Source organism: Amphritea sp., assembly GCF_016744155.1.
Classification (GTDB): Bacteria; Pseudomonadota; Gammaproteobacteria; order Pseudomonadales; family Balneatricaceae; genus Amphritea.
The window spans coordinates 11,170-29,048 of the sequence record NZ_JADGEW010000026.1 but is presented as its reverse complement, the minus strand read 5'-3'; the positions used below and the strand labels follow the sequence as shown (position 1 = coordinate 29,048).

Below are 17,879 nucleotides of genomic sequence, written 5' to 3'. Positions count from 1 at the left end.
CATCTCTCATTTGCGACAGGCGTTATCAGCCGTTTTTTTTACTTTTGAGAATTGATCTTTTTTTTTGCCAAAAAAAAAGGGGAGCCGAAAGGCTCCCCTTTGGCAAACAGTTGTCCAGCCTTGGACGCTGCTTGCTGGGGGGGGTTAGTTGGTTACGTTGACACGGACTTTCACCGCAGTAGAAGTAAGACCACCGTCATCACTAACTTTGTACTTGAACACATCAGTACCTATAAAGTTTACTGCAGGAGTGAAGGTGATTTCGCCGGTAGACGTATTGATACCATTGATTGTACCGCCACGCTTAGGTTGCAAAGTGATCACAACAGATGCGGGATCGATTACGCCGGTGGTATCGGTATCGTTCGCCAGTACATCAATCACCAGAGTGATATTTTTAGGCGTAGATACCCGGTCAATTTTACCAACAGGAGGTTCATTCGTTGGAGCCGCTGAGGTCTCAACATTGAAGGTAATACTTCCCACTTCTGAACCACCAACCCCATCGATCACTGTGTAGTCTGCACTATCAACTCCAGCGGTTATCGCTGGTGTATAAGTGAAGCTACCGTTGATAGCGATATCCAGACTACCGCCTAGCGTAGTGGTGACAACTGCCGGTTGAACAGAGAGGCTGTTCATGTCCGGATCCATATCGTTTGCCAGTACACCGGGTGCAGTAACAATGAGTGTCGGATTAAGCCGCAGATCCAGCGAATAGCTGTCATCAGCAGGTATTGGCGGGCTGTTATCGTATGGCAAACCGTTACTCCAGCTCATTGCGCTGATATCTGCATTGCCAGGTAAAGCCCCAGTGACAGCCGTCATATCCAACCGGGTCTCCAATAGACCAGTCGTATTGTTAAGGCCGAAGCTGCCGCTGTAAAGCAGTACATCTTCATCCCTAGCATTAACCCCCGCAAGCGGGTTTTTATTGCCTAAAATGCTCATCAGCAGCTGATTTGCATCCGGATGCGATAATGCATCGATATCTGCAGCGTTGGCCGTGAAGTCAGTGCTTAGATCGCTACCATCAAACATCACTTCCCAGGTTCGGGTTGCCTGACTGAAGCGTATAACATCTTCATCCGTGGCGATGGTCACACCATCGATAATGACATTACCGATAGTTGAAACCTGCAGATCACCGTTAACATCAAGACTGAGTGCATTGATATCTTCAGCACCACTGGTCAGTTGTAACTGGGTACCAGTGTAGGCGATGCTGAAACTGTTACTAGTCAGTGAAGGATCAAATATCACCAGATCTGAATCATCGACAACACCGGTCCCACCGACTCCGGGCACAATGGTTGGCGTGTCGAACGACAGCAACATGCGACCATCAGCAAATACATGCAGAGCATCGATGTTCGCCATGGTTGATCCATTGGAACGAACTAGATTGAAGTCAGAACCATCCAGTACAGTTGCCCAGGTGCCATCGGCAGGGTTATAGCTGACAATATCTCGGTTTTCGACATTACCCAGTCCAGGTACGGCGGTTACTCCGCCAGCATTTAGTCCTCTGAACAGCGAGAAGTAATACAATGGATCAGTACCCGCTGCGCTACCCGAAACTGAGAACTGATTCACCAAACCACCACCGGTGCCACCGGCATTGGTGGTATTCAGACGTCGGTCAAACAGCGATAGTACCGTTGAGCCCTCACCGAGAGTCAGTAGAGCGTCTTTGGACTGTCCGGGAGCCAAATTCACTGAATACTGACGACGAGGGTACGGATATGGATAGCCTGATTCGGCTATCACATCCATGTAGCCCCCCAGCAGCATTGGTGCATGGGTATCCAGATCCATATTGATCATTCGTAATAGCGTAGTACTGCCTGAAGGACCGATATCTGCAGGTAAGCTACCTGTAGTATAAGGCTGGCCATTCACGAGGAAGTATTTAGGCTGATAGTTAATGGTACTGGTCATAGTGCCAGTTGGTCCGTAGTTTCCGGCATCGACTGTTGAATGCAGAACAGGATCGATTGCACTGTAGATCAGTAGGCTTTCTTGATCATAGTTGATGCCTGGATAGGCCGTGGTAGCACTGTCTTTTTGAGTCATTGCTCCATACAGACCCATCTGTACCTGCACTTGAACATGGGTGCCGGACTGATAGGGATAAGTGCCTGGCCTGATATTATTCCAGGTATAGGTGCCAGTACCGCCGCCGGAGTTCACCTGAGAAACAAATGAGCTAACCCGTTGGCGCGACTGAGCATCGGTAAAGGTTACCGGAACACCGCCTATATCAGGCAGGCCTTGTCCAGGAATCATTATCGAGGTGGCAGCACTTGTCAGTGTATTACGCAGATTTATTGTTAGTGAGGTATCGCCTTCAGGCACGATGATTTGTGGTCCAGGTACGGAAGCGCTACTGCAGCTACCTCCGTCTTCTATACCATAACCCCACATTGGAATCCCTATATCAGGTGAACCATCACCCGACGGGACTATTGTTGATGTTGTACCTACACAGATGTCGTAGGTTACCGCTTGAACCGAACCAGATGTCAGCATCAGGGATCCGATTAGCAAAGCGGAGTATCTCAAGGTATTCATAATAAGACTCCTTATCCTTGTTCTCTGATGCCAACCCTAAGGGATTGGTACGCCAGGTGGTTCAATAATCAGCATGGTCATCATGCCGCCTGGGAATATGTCGTTATTGACCAGCTCTTTCTCAGTGTGGGAATGCCACATGAAGAACAGGCCACCGTTCAGGTTCAGTCCACCTTCACCGGGAGGCAGAGACTCCATGGCGCCGAGGAAGGGACTACCGCTGTAAAAACCACCGAAAGTAAGGTCAAGATTTTCCGGAAGCGTAACGGGGACAGGCACGTTGTGGTATCGGCAATCCTCAAAGGATACCGGGTCTGTTCCGTTGCTAGGGCCTGGCAAACCATCACAAAGAGCGCCGCTACCATCGGTATGACCATAGATGTCCCAGCCCATATTTCTGCCGGTCCATTCGAAAATGGCATCGTAAGTTGCGCCAGGTAGAACCTGTTGAGTGTAATCACTAAAGGCCAGGTCAGCACCGACGGTATTTACGTTGACTGGATCACTGGTAAGAACCTGACCGTCACGGGCAACCTGCAAGAAGTGGTTACCATGGGTATGCAGAGGATGCATATCATGGCCAGCTCCGATAATGCGTAACAAGACTTTGTCACCGGGGTGCATTCTAGTCAGAGAACTGTAAGGTTGATGAGGCATCCAGCCGACATTGTTATCAAACAAGGTATCGGGGCCATTACGGCCATTCATAAACCAGAGTACCGGCTTATAGTTACTGGTATCTGGCGTTAGGCCAAAATCCATTGCCTGGTGGATAGAGGGATCCATCTCAGTCAGGAAGTAAAGGTATTCATGATCATAGGTAGTGTCTGCGCTGTTATATGCCTGGGTGTCAGGGTTGACAGCAGGACGTATGATCATGGCACCGGTTAACCCCATTTCAACCTGTAGATCAGGATTTGAACCGCTGTGGTAGAGGTAGGTACCAGGCTTACTGGCAGTAAAGCTATAAGTGACAGTTTCACCCATACTGGCTTCCTCTGTCAGTACTACCCGATCGCCCGTGCCGTCTATACCAAGGTCATTGGAAACTACAGCTGCGATGTTGGTTTGTCCCGGGAACACAATAGATACGGGCTCGCCGATATCTTTGTTCGTCAGGTTTATCGTGACCGCATCACCTTCATGGACAATAATTGTCGGACCTGGATATTGCACTGCTGATGCTGAGTTATCCATATCGCCGTATGCCCAGATTAGAAGACTGTCACCATCAGGTGTGCTGATGGCGGCGTTACCAGCTTCAAGGTTAAAGATTTTCTGGTGGCCATCGGTGGTAGTACCCTCGATGCCGATTATCTCTGCCTGCGCCGTCCAGCTGGCGGCTGTCAGCACCAGAGTGCTGGTCAGCGCGGCAAAGCTGCGTAATAATTTCATAATAGTTCTCCTTGCCTGCTCAACTTAGATAGGTGCGTTGACTATGATTTCGGTCATCATTCCACCAAAGTCTTCATTACCATTGCTCAGATAATTTAAATTACCGGTGTAAAGATAATATTTGCCTGGTGAGACATCAGCAGTATCCAGCATTATGTCGAGCGCCTCACCGCCACCAAGAGTGACGGAATTGGTTTTGTAATACAGTTTTTTACCGGTGGGCCCGATATGCTGTTTCGCACCAACCCCGACTACCTGCATCGGAATACCCAGAGTATTCAGAGAGTAGAAACGGGTGACATTCAGGTTTGACAGACGGACTAATATTTTTTCACCCTGGTCCGCTTCAATATGGCTAGAAACCTTTTGTGTTGTCCGGCCAGGTTTGAATGGCTGTCCATCGGTTAGGTGAATATCAACAGAGGGCAGATCACCTTGAATAACAGTGTCTGGATAACCCCGCCCATTCAGCATCGGGTAGTTATCAGCCATCTCTGCGAAAGGTAGAGGTTGCACTGATTCACTGGCATCATGGAAAGCGGAGTCGAAAGAGCCCATCTGGATTGGTACTTCAACATCGTAGCCGGTGGAACCATCACCATCGTTGTATACGAATTTGTGATATTGCCGTCCTGACCCCACGGGGTACTCCAGTGGAGCCGCCGGGCTATAGTTCTTATTTTGCGCCGGGTGCACATATAGGTTACCCAACATACCCATCTGCATATGCTCAGTTGCCTCTACGTGACAGTGATACATATAGGTGCCGGGTTCTTGCACATTGTAGTAATAGGTCAGGCTTGCACCCATGTTGATGGACACAGCGGTATCCGGTAGACCATCAAAAATTGAAGATGCGTTAGGAAAACCGTGGAAGTGAACGGTATGTGGATCGAACAGGTCTGGCCGCATTACCATGCCTACGTTAGACAGGGTTAGGTAAAATTCTTCCCCTTGGTCTAGTACGATATTAGGGGCAGGGAACTCCGCAGCTAATACACCTTCTGTCATGATTTGATCATCAGGGGTGCCGGTTAAATCAGCAAAGCCGAACATATATAAGGGGTGGGGGCTATCATCAGCCATTTGAATATAACCATCACCACCGGTTAAGTGCATACATTTTGCCGTTGAGTTTTCTCCGGCATCAATATTGTCACCATCGCCGTTCAGGTCGCCGGGACATTGTGAATAGACGGTAGCGCTGGCGATGCCCGCGCTGCTGATCATCGCACCGGCAATAACGGTTCTGACCATCAGACTTATTGCTTTCTTGTTCATGGTTTCGCTCCTTTGAACTTGAGCTGATACCTGTCAGGTTGCGGCCGGTATATCGGCCGCAATGACTGTTATCGGATATCCAGTGGAATATGTTTGAGTGTACGGTTACCGATTCGAACACTTACTTCAGTAACCCCGGTTGGGTTTGGACCTTGGTTTTCAGCGTAGATCCAGCGACCATCGGCTCGATCAAGATCCCAGTCAGCAAATGGAGTACCAGAGGCATTACCATTCATATACAAGCGGATGCGAGTATCGGCAGGGAAGGTTGTCCAGCCGTTGAAGCGCCAGCGCACATCACCGTTGTTACGGACCCGGGCAAAGGCGCGGCGAACAGAAATATCTTTGTTCACCACCACGGTTGCAGCATTAGCGGCAGGGTCGTGAGAAGCCTTGTACTGGAAGCTAAACTGTCCTACTGAACGACGCCCTGCTGGCGTGCGCAGCGTGAACTTTCTAGCGGTTGGTGAACCCCAGGTTAAGACACTACCACCGGTTTCACTGCCAACAACAGGTGCAGCATTACCCCAGCCAGTCGCATCGATGTCGTTACGCAGCAGGTTGTTGATATTCAGAGTAAATGCCTGAAGATCACCTGCAGGACCGGAACGAACAACTCGGCGAATGTCATCTACAGCAACAGGCAGAGGTGTTGCGGTTGGCGTTGTCAGAATGCCGTTGGGTAGTTCCTCTGCGCCGATTTCAGGGCCGCCGTTGTAATAACGTGGTGTACCGTAGAAATCATCATTAACCAGATTGTCGTTGCTAACCAAGATATCGATTAAACCATTATCGATTGCGTCGTTACTGGCGTTGTCAGCCAGGCGATAGTTGCCACGCAGGGCTGTATCCAGAGTTAGCGGGCCAAAGCGAACATCGATGAAATTGCCTCCTTCATCCAAGGCGGCTGCAACATTGATGTTGGTCGTCTGTTCTTGCATAACCAGAGTCTGGCCAGGCTGACCATTTGCAAGGGGATCGGTGAAGACTACATCAGTATTTGCAGCTAATTGATTGCCTGCATAGCCTGCGTTTTCAAGGATATCAGTTAGCAGAGAGTTCTTCGGATTTAGGAACAGTCCAAGATCATCTACAACGGCGATATCGCTGTAAACCGGTGCTTCATTGTTGGCGATGTTAGGTACCAGACTAAAGACCTGTGGAGAGGCCAGGGTATCTATACGCCAGAAGAAACTGCGGTTACGCAGGATAATATTGTTTACCAGCTCTGGATCGGAGTGGGTTTGAGCGGCTGAAGTTGCCAGTGCTGCAGTGTGACGATGGGAAGCGATACCTGCACCCGGTTGAGGTGTAGAGTCGCTAATACCGTTCAAAGCAGGGTTAATAGTAGCAGCAACGGTTGCAGTGCTGTCGTTATAAGCGATGGTATTATGAATCATGCTTACAGCGCTGGCATCATGCATGGAAACACCGCCACCATCACGACCAGCCATATTATTTACAATGATATTGTCATACAGTTTGATGTTGTGCCATAGACTGCTAAGCAAAGGGTTAGCTTCTACATCAGCACCGTTAACAAACGCCAGACTAATACCACCACCGCTACCAGCGCCAGCCTGGTTGCCCATGATCATATTGCCTTCGATCAGGACTGACCCGCTACCTGGTGTTTGTTGAACACCGTTAGCGCCTTCCAGGCCTTCCTTACCACCTAAGAAGATACCACCACCATGCTTCTCCAGACCCTGAGTAAAGGACTGGTTGTAAGCAATTGTGTTATCAGCGATAAGACCGTTGTTACTCAGGCCCTGATGACCAATACCAGCGCCGTTACCGGCAGCAAAGTTACCGCAGATCATGTTGTCAGTGATCTGGTAGTTATCACTACCTGTGTAGAGTGCTATACCACCACCGGCACCACCCATACCACCGTTTCGACTGATCTGGTTGTTGTGTATGTTGACATTGTTGTTGTCAGCATCAACATGGACCAAAGCATCATTGATAGTGTTGGTCAGGGTTGGGTAACCGACGCGGATACCACCACCGAAGTTACCGGAATTGGTGTAGACATCGTTGTTACTGATCTCCATATTTTCGATGTAGCCACCGAGCAGAATACCACCGCCCTGAACGGCGCCAGTAATACCGAAACCATCGATACGGGACTGGCTGGCAGCGTATTCGCCAATGTTACCTAGTACTAGAATACCAGGGCCTTCTTCGTTGCCGAAGACTGGTAGCTGGCCAGCAGTGTTAGCCGCGCCCAGTACCTGACCTGGTAGCAGATCGTATTCAACACCCGCCATGTTGTAGACTTTCTCGCGCCAGGTATCTAGCTTGGCAGCCGGAGCCCGGACAGCGTTTATAGTCGTGGATGCTGCACCGAAGCCTTGCAGGCGTACCGGTTTATGCATAATGACCATTTCATGGTAATCACCTGGATGAACCAGAATCAGATCACCTGGTTGAGTGGTAAGCGCATCAATAGCATCCTGAATAGGCGTATCGGTCAGGCTATTAGAAGGGTAAACGTGAACCACATTGTCACCAGGGGTAACAATGTTAAGGGTTACAGCGTTAACTGATTCAACGCCCGCAGCACTAATAACTTCCAATTGACCGGTAGATGCACCGACGGGAACAACAAACGTAATAGTGTCTGGGCTCCAGCTAGCAACAGGAATATCAGTACCATTCAGAGATACAGTGCCGGATGTTCCGAAACTGTAATCTCTCAGGATAGTCTTAGTCGTAGACGCTGTACTATCGTACTCTGGGTTTGCAACTTCAACAGCCGCACCCTGAGATGTGATAGTCACTGTCTCGCCAATAGCGGCTACAGGACCTCCAAGACTATTGCTGTTAACTGTATAGATACCAGGTGTTGCTGTAGGCAGGGCGCAATCCAGTGGGAACTGGTCTGGACCGGCAAACGCAGATACAGGTATTACCGGAGTATCCAGGTAGGTTGTGGAACCCGCCAGATACTGGAAGGTATAACAGAACTGGCTGTACTGAGGATTATGGAATGGATCTTTCTCTAAGCGACCAGACACCGAATTGAAAACTGGGCTGGCGTCATTCATACAGGCTGTAATCATGTTAGGTGACAGGCCTGTAGGCATGGGTAGATGCACAGAGTAGCTTGAAGGCAGCAGTGCGTTGAACTTACCCCATTCATCGGAATAGGTACGCAGGATCTCACGGCCAGTCCAGTCACGGAAAGAAACAGGTAGCCATGGTGGTGCATACTTTTCACCGAAGTTTGGTGAATTAGGGTCGAACTCGTTAGCAATGTCATCCAGAATACCACCCACTACATGAGCAGCAATGGGTACGTCGGTGAACAGGAAGAAGTCCGCTGCAGCGTTCTTGCCGCGGGTTAGTGCTACTGATTTACGATCACAAAATGGCTTGTTCTGTCCGGCAAATGGTGCTGGATCAGCTGTTGTGCCAACTAGAGGGTTACCATTGCCGTCGGTCTGATAGCTCATGTAAGGAGGAACTATGTGATTGTCACCGACACACTCAGGTGGCAGTTGCAGAGGCGCAGGAGTATAGCTGTCGCCATAGTCGACGTTACGATCCTCTTCTTTCATCAGCTCGTAGCCTGGAGGAGTAACGGCCTCTACGATATATTTTCCAACGGGTAAACCGTCGATTTCTTCGCCTGTAGTCGCATCAATATAGGAATCGAAGGCATAACCACCGTCAAAGACGCCGTTGGTGACCTGATTGAAATTACGCAGACCATCGTGACAGTCCGTTGTAAAGTCACCGCCTTGAGTTGCCAGTTCTGGGTGGGCTGTAAAGTTGTCACCCTGACAAGCGGTTGGGTTTGAGTCATCCCAGCTATCGGTCCAGGTTACCTGAATAGCGTCACCGAGATCGAATGTGCCGTTACCGTTGTGGTCGGTATCTTCTGTACCTGGGAAGTTACCCAGTGGATAGCGGTCAACGTCTGGGCGAACATGTTCAGATGCACCGGTTAATGCGTTGGTGCTGACATTGCCACCGGCAGCGCTATCAATGATGTCATCGTTAAGCGCATCACGGTATAGGTTTAGCTGTACCCGAGGTACACCAGGTTCCCACTCTTCGGCAGCTGCATAGCGAGGGTCATCTTCTGCCCGTGTAATTGCGTAGAAGACCATCCCGGAGACGCCACCGTTTTCTTTGGAAGCAAAGTCGTAGAAGGTTTTACCGAATTCCAGACGGCTTGTCTGGCCCAGGAAACCCTGCATACCTAATGTTAGTACTGGTCCTGTTAATGTCGTCGACAGATTGTTAGCCGTATTAGGGTTAATGGCAGGATCACCAACTGCTGCGCCAACACAAGCTGCATCGCCGGCATCCGCTGCAATATCGATACGTGCTTGAGTACAGAACTGTGGTTGTGGGTTCAACTTATCAAAAGTTGGGTCATCCCAGCCATTATCAGGGCGTACTTCGCCACCGTTATCCACTACATAGGTAACACCTGTCGCTTTCAATGTTGCGAAATCGACTTCGGCGACTATCCAGTGGAAGAATGGGAATATTTCATCGAATGGTGCTTCACCTTCGGTATCGACAGCAAAAGACTGATAAATGGTACCGTTCCTGAAGCGTAGGTTGACAGCAGAGGAGTCAGCCCCAAGATTTGTTTCACCTGGATCGCGAAAACCATTTTGGTTCATGTCGTTAAATATGCTGGTACTGAGCTTGGCGAACCAGCCGAATACTGCAATATCAGCCAGATCGATAACGGCATTTGGTGTATTAGGCACGGTGACCGTCTGCTGTGCAATAACAACATCAAGGTTGGCATCCCAAATAGCTACGCTGTAGCTGCCAGGAGGAATATTGTTAAAGGTGAAGTTACTGTTTTCATCGCATGGTTGGACGTCAATAGCTGTCTGACCACCGGTGCGGTTCAGACCAACCCAGCAACTTGGGAAGGGGTCGCCATTGAAAAAACCAGACTCCGGTGGGCGGGTCATATGGTTGTTCATGACCTGTCCCAGAATTGTCGCGCTACCGGCGTTATCTGTTTTGAATGCAGTATCTTCACTTTCCTTAGTGAAGCCAACAAATGCATGGAACCCTGGAGGGCCGAACTCAGTGAAGTAAGAAGGTTCGTTAGCCGACGGCCAAATGTCGATGACTTTACTACCTTCGATCGTTGAGGTTTGAACCCAGCCTCCGCCTGCAGGCGGCGTGATTAGAATGCCATACTTAGCAGGTGCCAGGTTTTTTATCAGCACGCTACCGTCGGCGGCTGGGTTGATAATACCGTCACCCATTGTCACTACCGAGGGAGCCCCATCGATATCTAAGACGGCATTGCCCTGAGCATCATAGAGATAATCAGTACCCAGAGGGTTACCGAAAGCGTCCTGAGTTACCGGTCCGCCAGTGGCACCGTAACGACCACCCGCTTCTTCAACAACGATATGAAATTGCGTTGGATCAAAGTGGCCAAGATCTGGCTCATTGATACGGGAAGGGTTAACACTGATTGCCGGATTTTCTTCAGGCAGGTCTGGTGCACCGTTGATCGGACTGAAATCTTCGAAGACGAATACTGAGAACTGCGCTGTTGGAATGGGCAGTGCATTTACAATTACCTGAACTTCACTATCGCCAGCCTCAATTTCTGCGCCACCGATGGTATAGCCCTGATGGGGCGTAACGCTAATGAAGTAGCGTTTGGTATCGTCCAGGTTATCTGATACAACCTGAGCAGTATTGCCTATAGCTGATTCGCCTTTAGCTGCTAGTGGTGAGTAGCTGCTATGAAAGCCTGTTGCCAGGGTTTCACCGAGAGGGACTCCAGGTTTGATATCCCAAGTGTTGTCTTCCTCGATAAGCCAGCGGAAACCGTCCACGGGCAAAAAGTTAGCAGGATTCGCAGGGTCCGGTGTTACTACGTTTATATTAACCGGTTGAGCCTGCACCGTTGAAATTGCGAAAATACTGGCGAAGAGCAGAGAGCAGCCAAATGCTGCTTTATGTGCTCCGTCACTGGATTGTCGTTTAAGCTTTTTGAAACAAGACATGGCGTTAAGCCCCCCTCTTGTTAATCTCTGTATGAGTCTTCGTTATTTCGGCTTATGAAAAAAATTGTCCGGATACTGCGACGAAAAATTGGTTAGCCTTGTCTGCTTACTACGCAAAAAACGAACCATGTCTGATGTTGTTTTTAAAAAATCATTTAAAAACATATGCTTAATTGGTTTTTTATGTGTGAAAGTGTTTTTGTTGCTGTTCAGAAACAGTCTATTTCTCTCATTAGCGACAGAGGTAGGAAGAGGTTTTTCTTAACTTTGTAAAAAGGGGATGAGATCAATTAGTGTTCAGGGACAGCCCAGTATGATCGAGCCTGAACACTGCTGCTGTTGATTTTTTCGAGAGGGATTAGATAACTTCCTTTGGCTGCAAAGCGTTGGCCAGGTGCTAAGCTAAGACGTGGGTATACGGAGGTTTCCGGGCTGTTCTCTAACATATGTTCGATACGTTCAATCAGGTAGTCCTGAGAAAAATTACTTCGAATATGCATCATCGCTTCAGTGAGAATACTGAGTGACAGGTAGGTATTGGATTGAAGTTTTAGATAGGGGGTTTTGATTCCACGGGCATTCAGCCAGGCTCTGCTGCGAACGTTGTGGCTAGGTTCACTGGGTAAACTGAAGGGGTGAATCAGCCAGCTTTGATGTTTAATATGCTCGGGAATTTGATCAAATTGCCGTTGTAGCAGAGTCGATGATAGTAATAAAGGGGATTTTGAGTGTGCGAAATCTACGGGTAAATTCTGTAACTCATCGTTTGTCAGCCACAGCAGGTACAAGGTATTAGCATCATTCTCAGGAATGCGAAGAGTGCCTTTTAAACTGCCTGCCAAGCTTATCGATGTGGCGTTTATCGGGTGCTTAAGTGCCGCTGTTCGCTTTGTAATATCATTGGCGGCGAACTGACTGCGAAAGTCCTCTCCGACCAGCTGGATGATATTTGTGAACTGAGGATTTTGCTTCAGATAATGGATAACTCGGCGCGTTTCAAGGTTCATGCCCGCTGAAAAATAGAGGCTGTAATGGCCCGGTTTCTGAACCGGAAGATCGGTGTCTGGAAACAGGCAAGGGAGTTGTTGAGCTTCACAAAAATGATCAATCGGTTGCCAGCTTTCCTCACTCGACCCTCCGACAACGGCGAATACGGGGTTGCTATCATAATACTGCTTCAGCTGGTCAAACCAAGTCGAGGGATCGCCTTTTAGCTCCCAGACATTGAGTTTCCATTTTCGGTAGTTATCGTATTGCCAGTTTTTATGCCAGGGGGAGTATTTTACTCGCCTTACTTCATGGCGTGTCTGTGCGTTTTTCTCTTTAAAAAACTGATGGAATGTTGTCAGAAACGCCTGTTTTTTGGCGGGTTCAGTGTTTTCAGTAATGATGGTGGCCAGTTGCAGGTTCTCAGTACCGACACCCGGGGGCTGGGAATAATCCAGACTGTTAATATAGTCGATCAATGCGTCTGTTTGAGACTGGTTGAACAGGTAGCGAGGCATAATTTTACTTAATGGTCTGCCGCTGGCTCCAATACCTTCAGTAATAGCTTTGCGCAGGGTTTCACGGGTGTAGGCTGGCCGTGTATAGAATCCCTCTGTTCGCACGGCGTACAGCTCTTTCTGCCTTACCTCTATCGGAGCAAACAGGGTAGGGCCGGTAATATCTGGAATCTGATATCCCCCTTCGCTGGTGCCTAGACCGCTATGTCTGTGACAGTTGACGCAGGCAAATAGTTCTCCGGCTAATGGTTGACCCTGACTAATGGCTACGGTTGGCGTGCCATCTTTGGAAAGGCCTGATACAAACAGCGAGCGACCTTCCTGCAGCTGGAGACTTTTTTGGCTTTCTTGAGCCTGACTCGGCATTGTTAGCATCAGAATAACCGGCAAAACAGCCCAGTTCTTAAAAGGCTTTAGTCTATTCATCGATAAGACCTGACTAATGACCCATTTTCATATGGTGATATTCGCTAATCAGCTGTTCGCTGCTGGGAAAACCATCTAATCGCGTCCAGGGTTTATCAGCTCTGGATCGCAGATAAGTGACCGGTTCATGGTTCATTTTACTACCACGATAGATGTCAAAAGCTTTTTGAAGTTCGATGCTGTCTTCTATTGCTCCGGTGATAAAAATCCAGTTGTCTCTGGCTTCAAATTTCCTGGCGTATCGTTGTAAAGCGGCAGGTGTATCTTCCTCAGGGTCTATTGATATTGAGATCATAGTAAGCTCTTTCTCTTCAGCCAGCTTACGGTTTACAACTGAGAATGTGGAGCTTAGAACGGGGCAAATCGTAGGGCAGGTGGTAAAAATAAAATTAACCATCATCGGTTTGTCGCTATTCAACAGTTGCTGAATATTCACTGCATCTGATGTCTGATTAACCATTGTCAGTGGAGGGACATTATAAGTTTGGTTGCTGCGTTTGACTTTGTCTTTATCAGAACTTGCCATCATTGCTTTATGTTGTGCATGTGGGTCATCTGATTCAGCGGTCATAGCGTGCTTTTGGTGGCTGCTATGATCCATTTCATCTGCTTGTAATGGTAGGTGGAAAATGGTTAAAAGCGTTGCTGCCAAAGCAATTTTCATTGCTGGTGTTAAGTACGTCCTGTTCATGGCAAAACCCCCTATGAATGCCAGTGTGCTGCCAGCGTTGAAAACGCTAACTCCTCTCTCAGATAGCTGTTTTCCATGCTTAGACGTTGAAATCTGAGCAGTTGCGAAACATTGATCAGTACTTCTTCCTGGCACAAAGGTGCAATTAGAAAAGCATCAATCAGTTGCGCAAATTCAGGGGTAGATTTAACCGGATGTCCTGCAGCGGGCAGAATCCCGATAAGCTTTGCCATAGGTGCTCTGGCATTTAATCTTCTGATCAGTCGTTTAGGAGAAACTCCAGGCTGTGCAACTGAAAAAATTATCAGTTGAGGCTGGTTCTGGTTCAAAATCCTCATCGCAGAGTGTAAGTCTTTGGCGAAAGATAATTGATTCCCGGTGGGTCTTAACCAATTGAAAATTTTCTGTTGGTTAGAAGGAGATGAATCAATAACCAAAATTGTTGATCTCATACCTTTACCCACCGTTCTCATTTTTTACTGATCATCCCCCCGAATGATATTACAGCGGTATAGGCATTCCATGCCTATACCCTGAGGTTTGTATCTTGTCGTGTTTCTACTATGAAAATCACCGTTGATTGAACTTGTTAATCAGATAAAAGTTCTAATCAGTTAGTGCAAAGCAATACCTGTTCCTTAAAGTTTAACTATATGTTTTTTAATGGTTATTTAGATTTATAAATATTCTTTCTTCGCATCTCTGATGGTTAAATATGTCTTCTTTTATCATTTATGCGAAGCGGCATGGGCAGCAGGCCTTGCCTGTTCAAGAACCGTTCGGATGTCAGCTAAGGGTACTGGTTTAGTTATTACTTTACTCACTCCTGCCTGTTGTAGGCGGCTGATAATGTCCAGCTTTTTATCTCTGTTATCATTGGCTTGGCCGGTTAGCGCGATGACAGTCGTTTGTGAATAGCGCTTGAGAATCTCTTGGCTTAAATTTATGCCATCCATGTCGCTGAGCTTTATCTCGATTAATACGATATCGGGCATCCATTGGCTAACAGCCGTTAGCCCATCGGCAGCATTGTCCGTTAACCTGACTTCAAATTCATATTGCTCAAGATAGACTTTAAGGTTGTCAGCAAAGGTGTGTTCATCATCGATGACCAGTATTTTGGCGAGTTTATCGGAAATAGTCGGCAGAATAACTGAAACAGTAGTACCTTCTCCTTCGTGACTAAAGAGTTCAATCTGTCCGTTATGGTGGACTGCGATCCTTTGCGCCATCATTAGCCCTAAGCCCAACGCATGCTTTTTATTACTGGTAAAAGGACGAAATACATTTTTAAGCTGTTCTTTCGGGATACCCACTCCGTTATCACTGATCTCAAGTCGCAAGTGATGCTGGTCGTGGTTTTGCTGTCGAACGGTGATTATTCCGCCATCAGGCATCGCTTCAAGACAGTTATCTAGAATAATCCCCAGTAACTGACGCAATAATGCTGGGTCTCCATTGACTGGAGCGTAGGTTTCAAAGGGCAGGGGTTCAATCACAATATTTTGGTGGTTGGCTTGTTCGCTGATTAATTGCAGGCTCTCTTCAACCAGCCGGTCAAACACGACGATTTGGTTGTCAAAGCGAGATTCAGTTTCAGTAAATTGAATAAACTCACCAATCCATTCCTGCAGCTTATCAACAGAGGCGATAATATTCTCAGACATACGTGGCGAATTATCAGGAACTAAGAGGGCTAATTCAGCACTGGATCGTATGGATGCCAATGGGTTACGTATACCGTGGGCCATCGCCGAGGTCATTTCACCGATAGTGTCCAGTGCTTCAGATTCTACGATCGCTTTTCGCTGTCTTCGAAGGGTCTTATTGGTTTTTCTGACAAGGGAAAACAATACGATAAACAGGATGCTACCGCCCACAATCGCTCCAGACCAGATATAAACCTTGATTTCATAGATACTCTGAAACAGGTAATCTGAGGTCTTATAAAGTTCTACAACAGCGATAACTTCAGTCTGGTCTGAATTCCACAGGGGTACATAAATTTCGATAACCTGTTCCAGGTCTTTTGCGAAATAGCTTAGATCTGTTTTATCATTGCTTTCATTCAGTTCGCCTACGCCTTCCTGTTTGAACTTGAGATGCCCTTGTAACGCTGCTTTTAACTCAATATTATTTTCAAAACTCTCGCCGATCAGATTATGGTCGGATGCCCAGACAATTGTATAGTCGGGGGCATAAATCTTTACCAGAGGCGTATCTGGAAATCGGCCTATGCGCTGAAGATAGCCAGCTAACCAACGCTTACTATTTAGAAATTCTTTTTGATAAGGCGTGTCAGGTAACCGCTCTGTTCCTGCGGCGCTTTGTATAAACTGCTGGGTAATACGGGCATCTTGTCGAAGCATCTTCATCGTTACAATTTCAGACAGTATTAAAGCGCCGGCGGTACTAATTATCATGATGGTAATTAGGCTGAGTAATGTAAAGGTCCGCTCTAGATCGGTTGTTAGATGGATAAACAACTTGTTACTTAGGGATTTGCTCGGTGCCTGAGAGTTAACGGACGCCCCCATCGCTTTACCTTGTAACTCGGTCGGAGGTCGGGTCATTAGTTATCACCGGAATGAAGGGGGTTACTTTTGGCCGAACGGGCGACGTATCCTTTTAGCCCTAGTTTATCTAACTGACGGTAAAGGGTAGCGGTAGACAAACCCAATAAACGTGCAGCGGACTCTCTGCATCCTTCAGTATTTTCCAGAGCGGCTACAATGTGCTGTTGCTTGAATTTCTCTACGGCGGAATTTAGATCCGAAAGTGTACCTGTTTCATCCAGCTGTAAGTTGGCTAAGTCTCCAGATTGTAAAGCTAGGTCTTTAACTCGAATGGTGTTGTCATCGCAAAGCACTGCCGCTCGTTCAAGAATGTTTTTCAGTTCTCTGACGTTGCCTTTGAGAGGCAAATTCATCAGATGATGAATAACATCATTATCAATTTCCATGATAGGGCGTTTGAGTTCACTCTGAAGTCGTTTCAGTATGAGTGAAACTAAAGCGGGAATGTCTTCCATACGCTTTCTTAGAGGCGGTGTTGTTAGATTAACCACATTGAGGCGATACCAGAGGTCTTCACGAAACTCGCCATCGATGACCATCTTGTCAAGGTCACGATGGGTTGCACAGATGATACGTGTATCAACGGGCACCGGCGTATCACTACCGACAGGATAGACTTGGCTATCCTCTAATACACGCAGAAGTTTACTTTGAATCTGTAGTGGCATTTCTCCTATCTCGTCGAGGAAGAGAGTACCACCGGAGGCCATTCTAAATGCGCCTTCACGCGTTTGGTTTGCGCCGGTGAAAGAACCTTTAGTATGGCCAAATAAGTAACTTTCCACCAGGCCGTCTGGAATAGCAGCAACATTAACAGGTACGAATAGGCCGTCATTATTAAGTGACTTCGCATGTAATGATTGAGCGACTAACTCCTTCCCGGTACCACTCTCGCCTTGTATCAGTACGTTAGTGTTAGTCATCGCTACCTTTTCAATTAGCCGCCGCAACTCACACATTTGTGCGCTATTGCCGGCCAGTGTTTCAATGTTTTCTGAGTCATGTTGAAGGCGGTTACGTAAGTTCGCATTTTCGTTAAGCAGCTGTTTGTATTGCAGTGCGTTATCAACTTTATGCTCGATCTCTTGCAAAGGAAATGGCTTGATAATGTAATCATGAGCACCGCAGTGAAATACATCTAATGCTGTTTCAAGTGAGCTGTAAGCGGTCATAACCAGAATGATACTGGCAGGGGCTACCTCTTTGATATATTCAATCAGCTCAGTACCGTTCGTATCGGGTAGACGTAAGTCACTGAGAATGACATCAAACAGATGCTCGGAAAGCTGAACTTTAGCTGTTGCTTTGGATTCTGCTGAGTAGACTTGATGGCCTTTGCTACTCAGAAACTGATTCAGGTTCTCATTGAGAACAGGTTCGTCTTCGATTATCAGTATATTGCTCATTACAAATTTCCCGCCTT

9 protein-coding genes are annotated in these 17,879 nt (G+C 47.5%); all 9 read right to left on the bottom strand.

What is annotated here, in order from left to right; all coding sequences use genetic code 11:
* Positions 1-144: 144 nt before the first annotated feature.
* Positions 145-2,574, bottom strand: coding sequence for an Ig-like domain-containing protein (locus QZZ54_RS16305; protein ID WP_290704292.1), 2,430 nt, complete (start codon positions 2,572-2,574; stop codon positions 145-147).
* Between the two features lie 36 nt (positions 2,575-2,610).
* A complete protein-coding gene (locus QZZ54_RS16300) occupies positions 2,611-3,969 on the bottom strand; it encodes a multicopper oxidase family protein (RefSeq protein ID WP_290704289.1) in 1,359 nt (452 codons plus the stop codon).
* 24 nt (positions 3,970-3,993) lie between these two features.
* Positions 3,994-5,250, bottom strand: a complete 1,257-nt coding sequence (locus QZZ54_RS16295) for a multicopper oxidase domain-containing protein (protein WP_290704286.1) — start codon at positions 5,248-5,250, stop codon at positions 3,994-3,996.
* Positions 5,251-5,318: 68 nt separating this feature from the next.
* Entirely contained in the window at positions 5,319-11,258 is a 5,940-nt protein-coding gene (locus QZZ54_RS16290) for a hypothetical protein (RefSeq protein ID WP_290704283.1), read from the bottom strand.
* Between the two features lie 290 nt (positions 11,259-11,548).
* Complete coding sequence (locus QZZ54_RS16285) at positions 11,549-13,189, bottom strand: hypothetical protein (protein ID WP_290704280.1); 1,641 nt, start codon at positions 13,187-13,189, stop codon at positions 11,549-11,551.
* Positions 13,190-13,202: 13 nt separating this feature from the next.
* Positions 13,203-13,880, bottom strand: a complete 678-nt coding sequence (locus QZZ54_RS16280; RefSeq protein WP_290704277.1) for an SCO family protein — start codon at positions 13,878-13,880, stop codon at positions 13,203-13,205.
* 11 nt (positions 13,881-13,891) lie between these two features.
* Positions 13,892-14,113 carry a hypothetical protein gene (locus tag QZZ54_RS16275; RefSeq protein ID WP_290704275.1) on the bottom strand — a complete coding sequence of 74 codons (222 nt, stop codon included), beginning with the start codon at positions 14,111-14,113 and terminating at the stop codon, positions 13,892-13,894.
* Positions 14,114-14,608: 495 nt separating this feature from the next.
* Positions 14,609-16,453 (bottom strand): ATP-binding protein, encoded by a 1,845-nt coding sequence (locus QZZ54_RS16270; RefSeq protein ID WP_290704272.1) that lies wholly within the window; start codon positions 16,451-16,453, stop codon positions 14,609-14,611.
* Positions 16,453-17,862: a sigma-54 dependent transcriptional regulator gene (locus tag QZZ54_RS16265; protein WP_290704269.1), complete on the bottom strand. Its 1,410-nt coding sequence runs from the start codon at positions 17,860-17,862 to the stop codon at positions 16,453-16,455. Before QZZ54_RS16265 ends, QZZ54_RS16270 begins: the two co-directional genes overlap by 1 nt.
* Positions 17,863-17,879 lie beyond the last annotated feature (17 nt).

Excerpts from the sequence above, each read along its gene's own strand:
- QZZ54_RS16265 (WP_290704269.1), bottom strand. The coding sequence starts at position 17,862 with ATGAGCAATATACTGATAATCGAAGACGAACCTGTTCTCAATGAGAAC.
- QZZ54_RS16280 (WP_290704277.1), bottom strand. The coding sequence starts at position 13,880 with ATGAACAGGACGTACTTAACACCAGCAATGAAAATTGCTTTGGCAGCA.
- QZZ54_RS16270 (WP_290704272.1), bottom strand. The coding sequence starts at position 16,453 with ATGACCCGACCTCCGACCGAGTTACAAGGTAAAGCGATGGGGGCGTCC.
- QZZ54_RS16305 (WP_290704292.1), bottom strand. The coding sequence starts at position 2,574 with ATGAATACCTTGAGATACTCCGCTTTGCTAATCGGATCCCTGATGCTG.
- QZZ54_RS16300 (WP_290704289.1), bottom strand. The coding sequence starts at position 3,969 with ATGAAATTATTACGCAGCTTTGCCGCGCTGACCAGCACTCTGGTGCTG.
- QZZ54_RS16285 (WP_290704280.1), bottom strand. The coding sequence starts at position 13,189 with ATGAATAGACTAAAGCCTTTTAAGAACTGGGCTGTTTTGCCGGTTATT.
- QZZ54_RS16275 (WP_290704275.1), bottom strand. The coding sequence starts at position 14,113 with ATGGCAAAGCTTATCGGGATTCTGCCCGCTGCAGGACATCCGGTTAAA.
- QZZ54_RS16290 (WP_290704283.1), bottom strand. The coding sequence starts at position 11,258 with ATGTCTTGTTTCAAAAAGCTTAAACGACAATCCAGTGACGGAGCACAT.
- QZZ54_RS16295 (WP_290704286.1), bottom strand. The coding sequence starts at position 5,250 with ATGAACAAGAAAGCAATAAGTCTGATGGTCAGAACCGTTATTGCCGGT.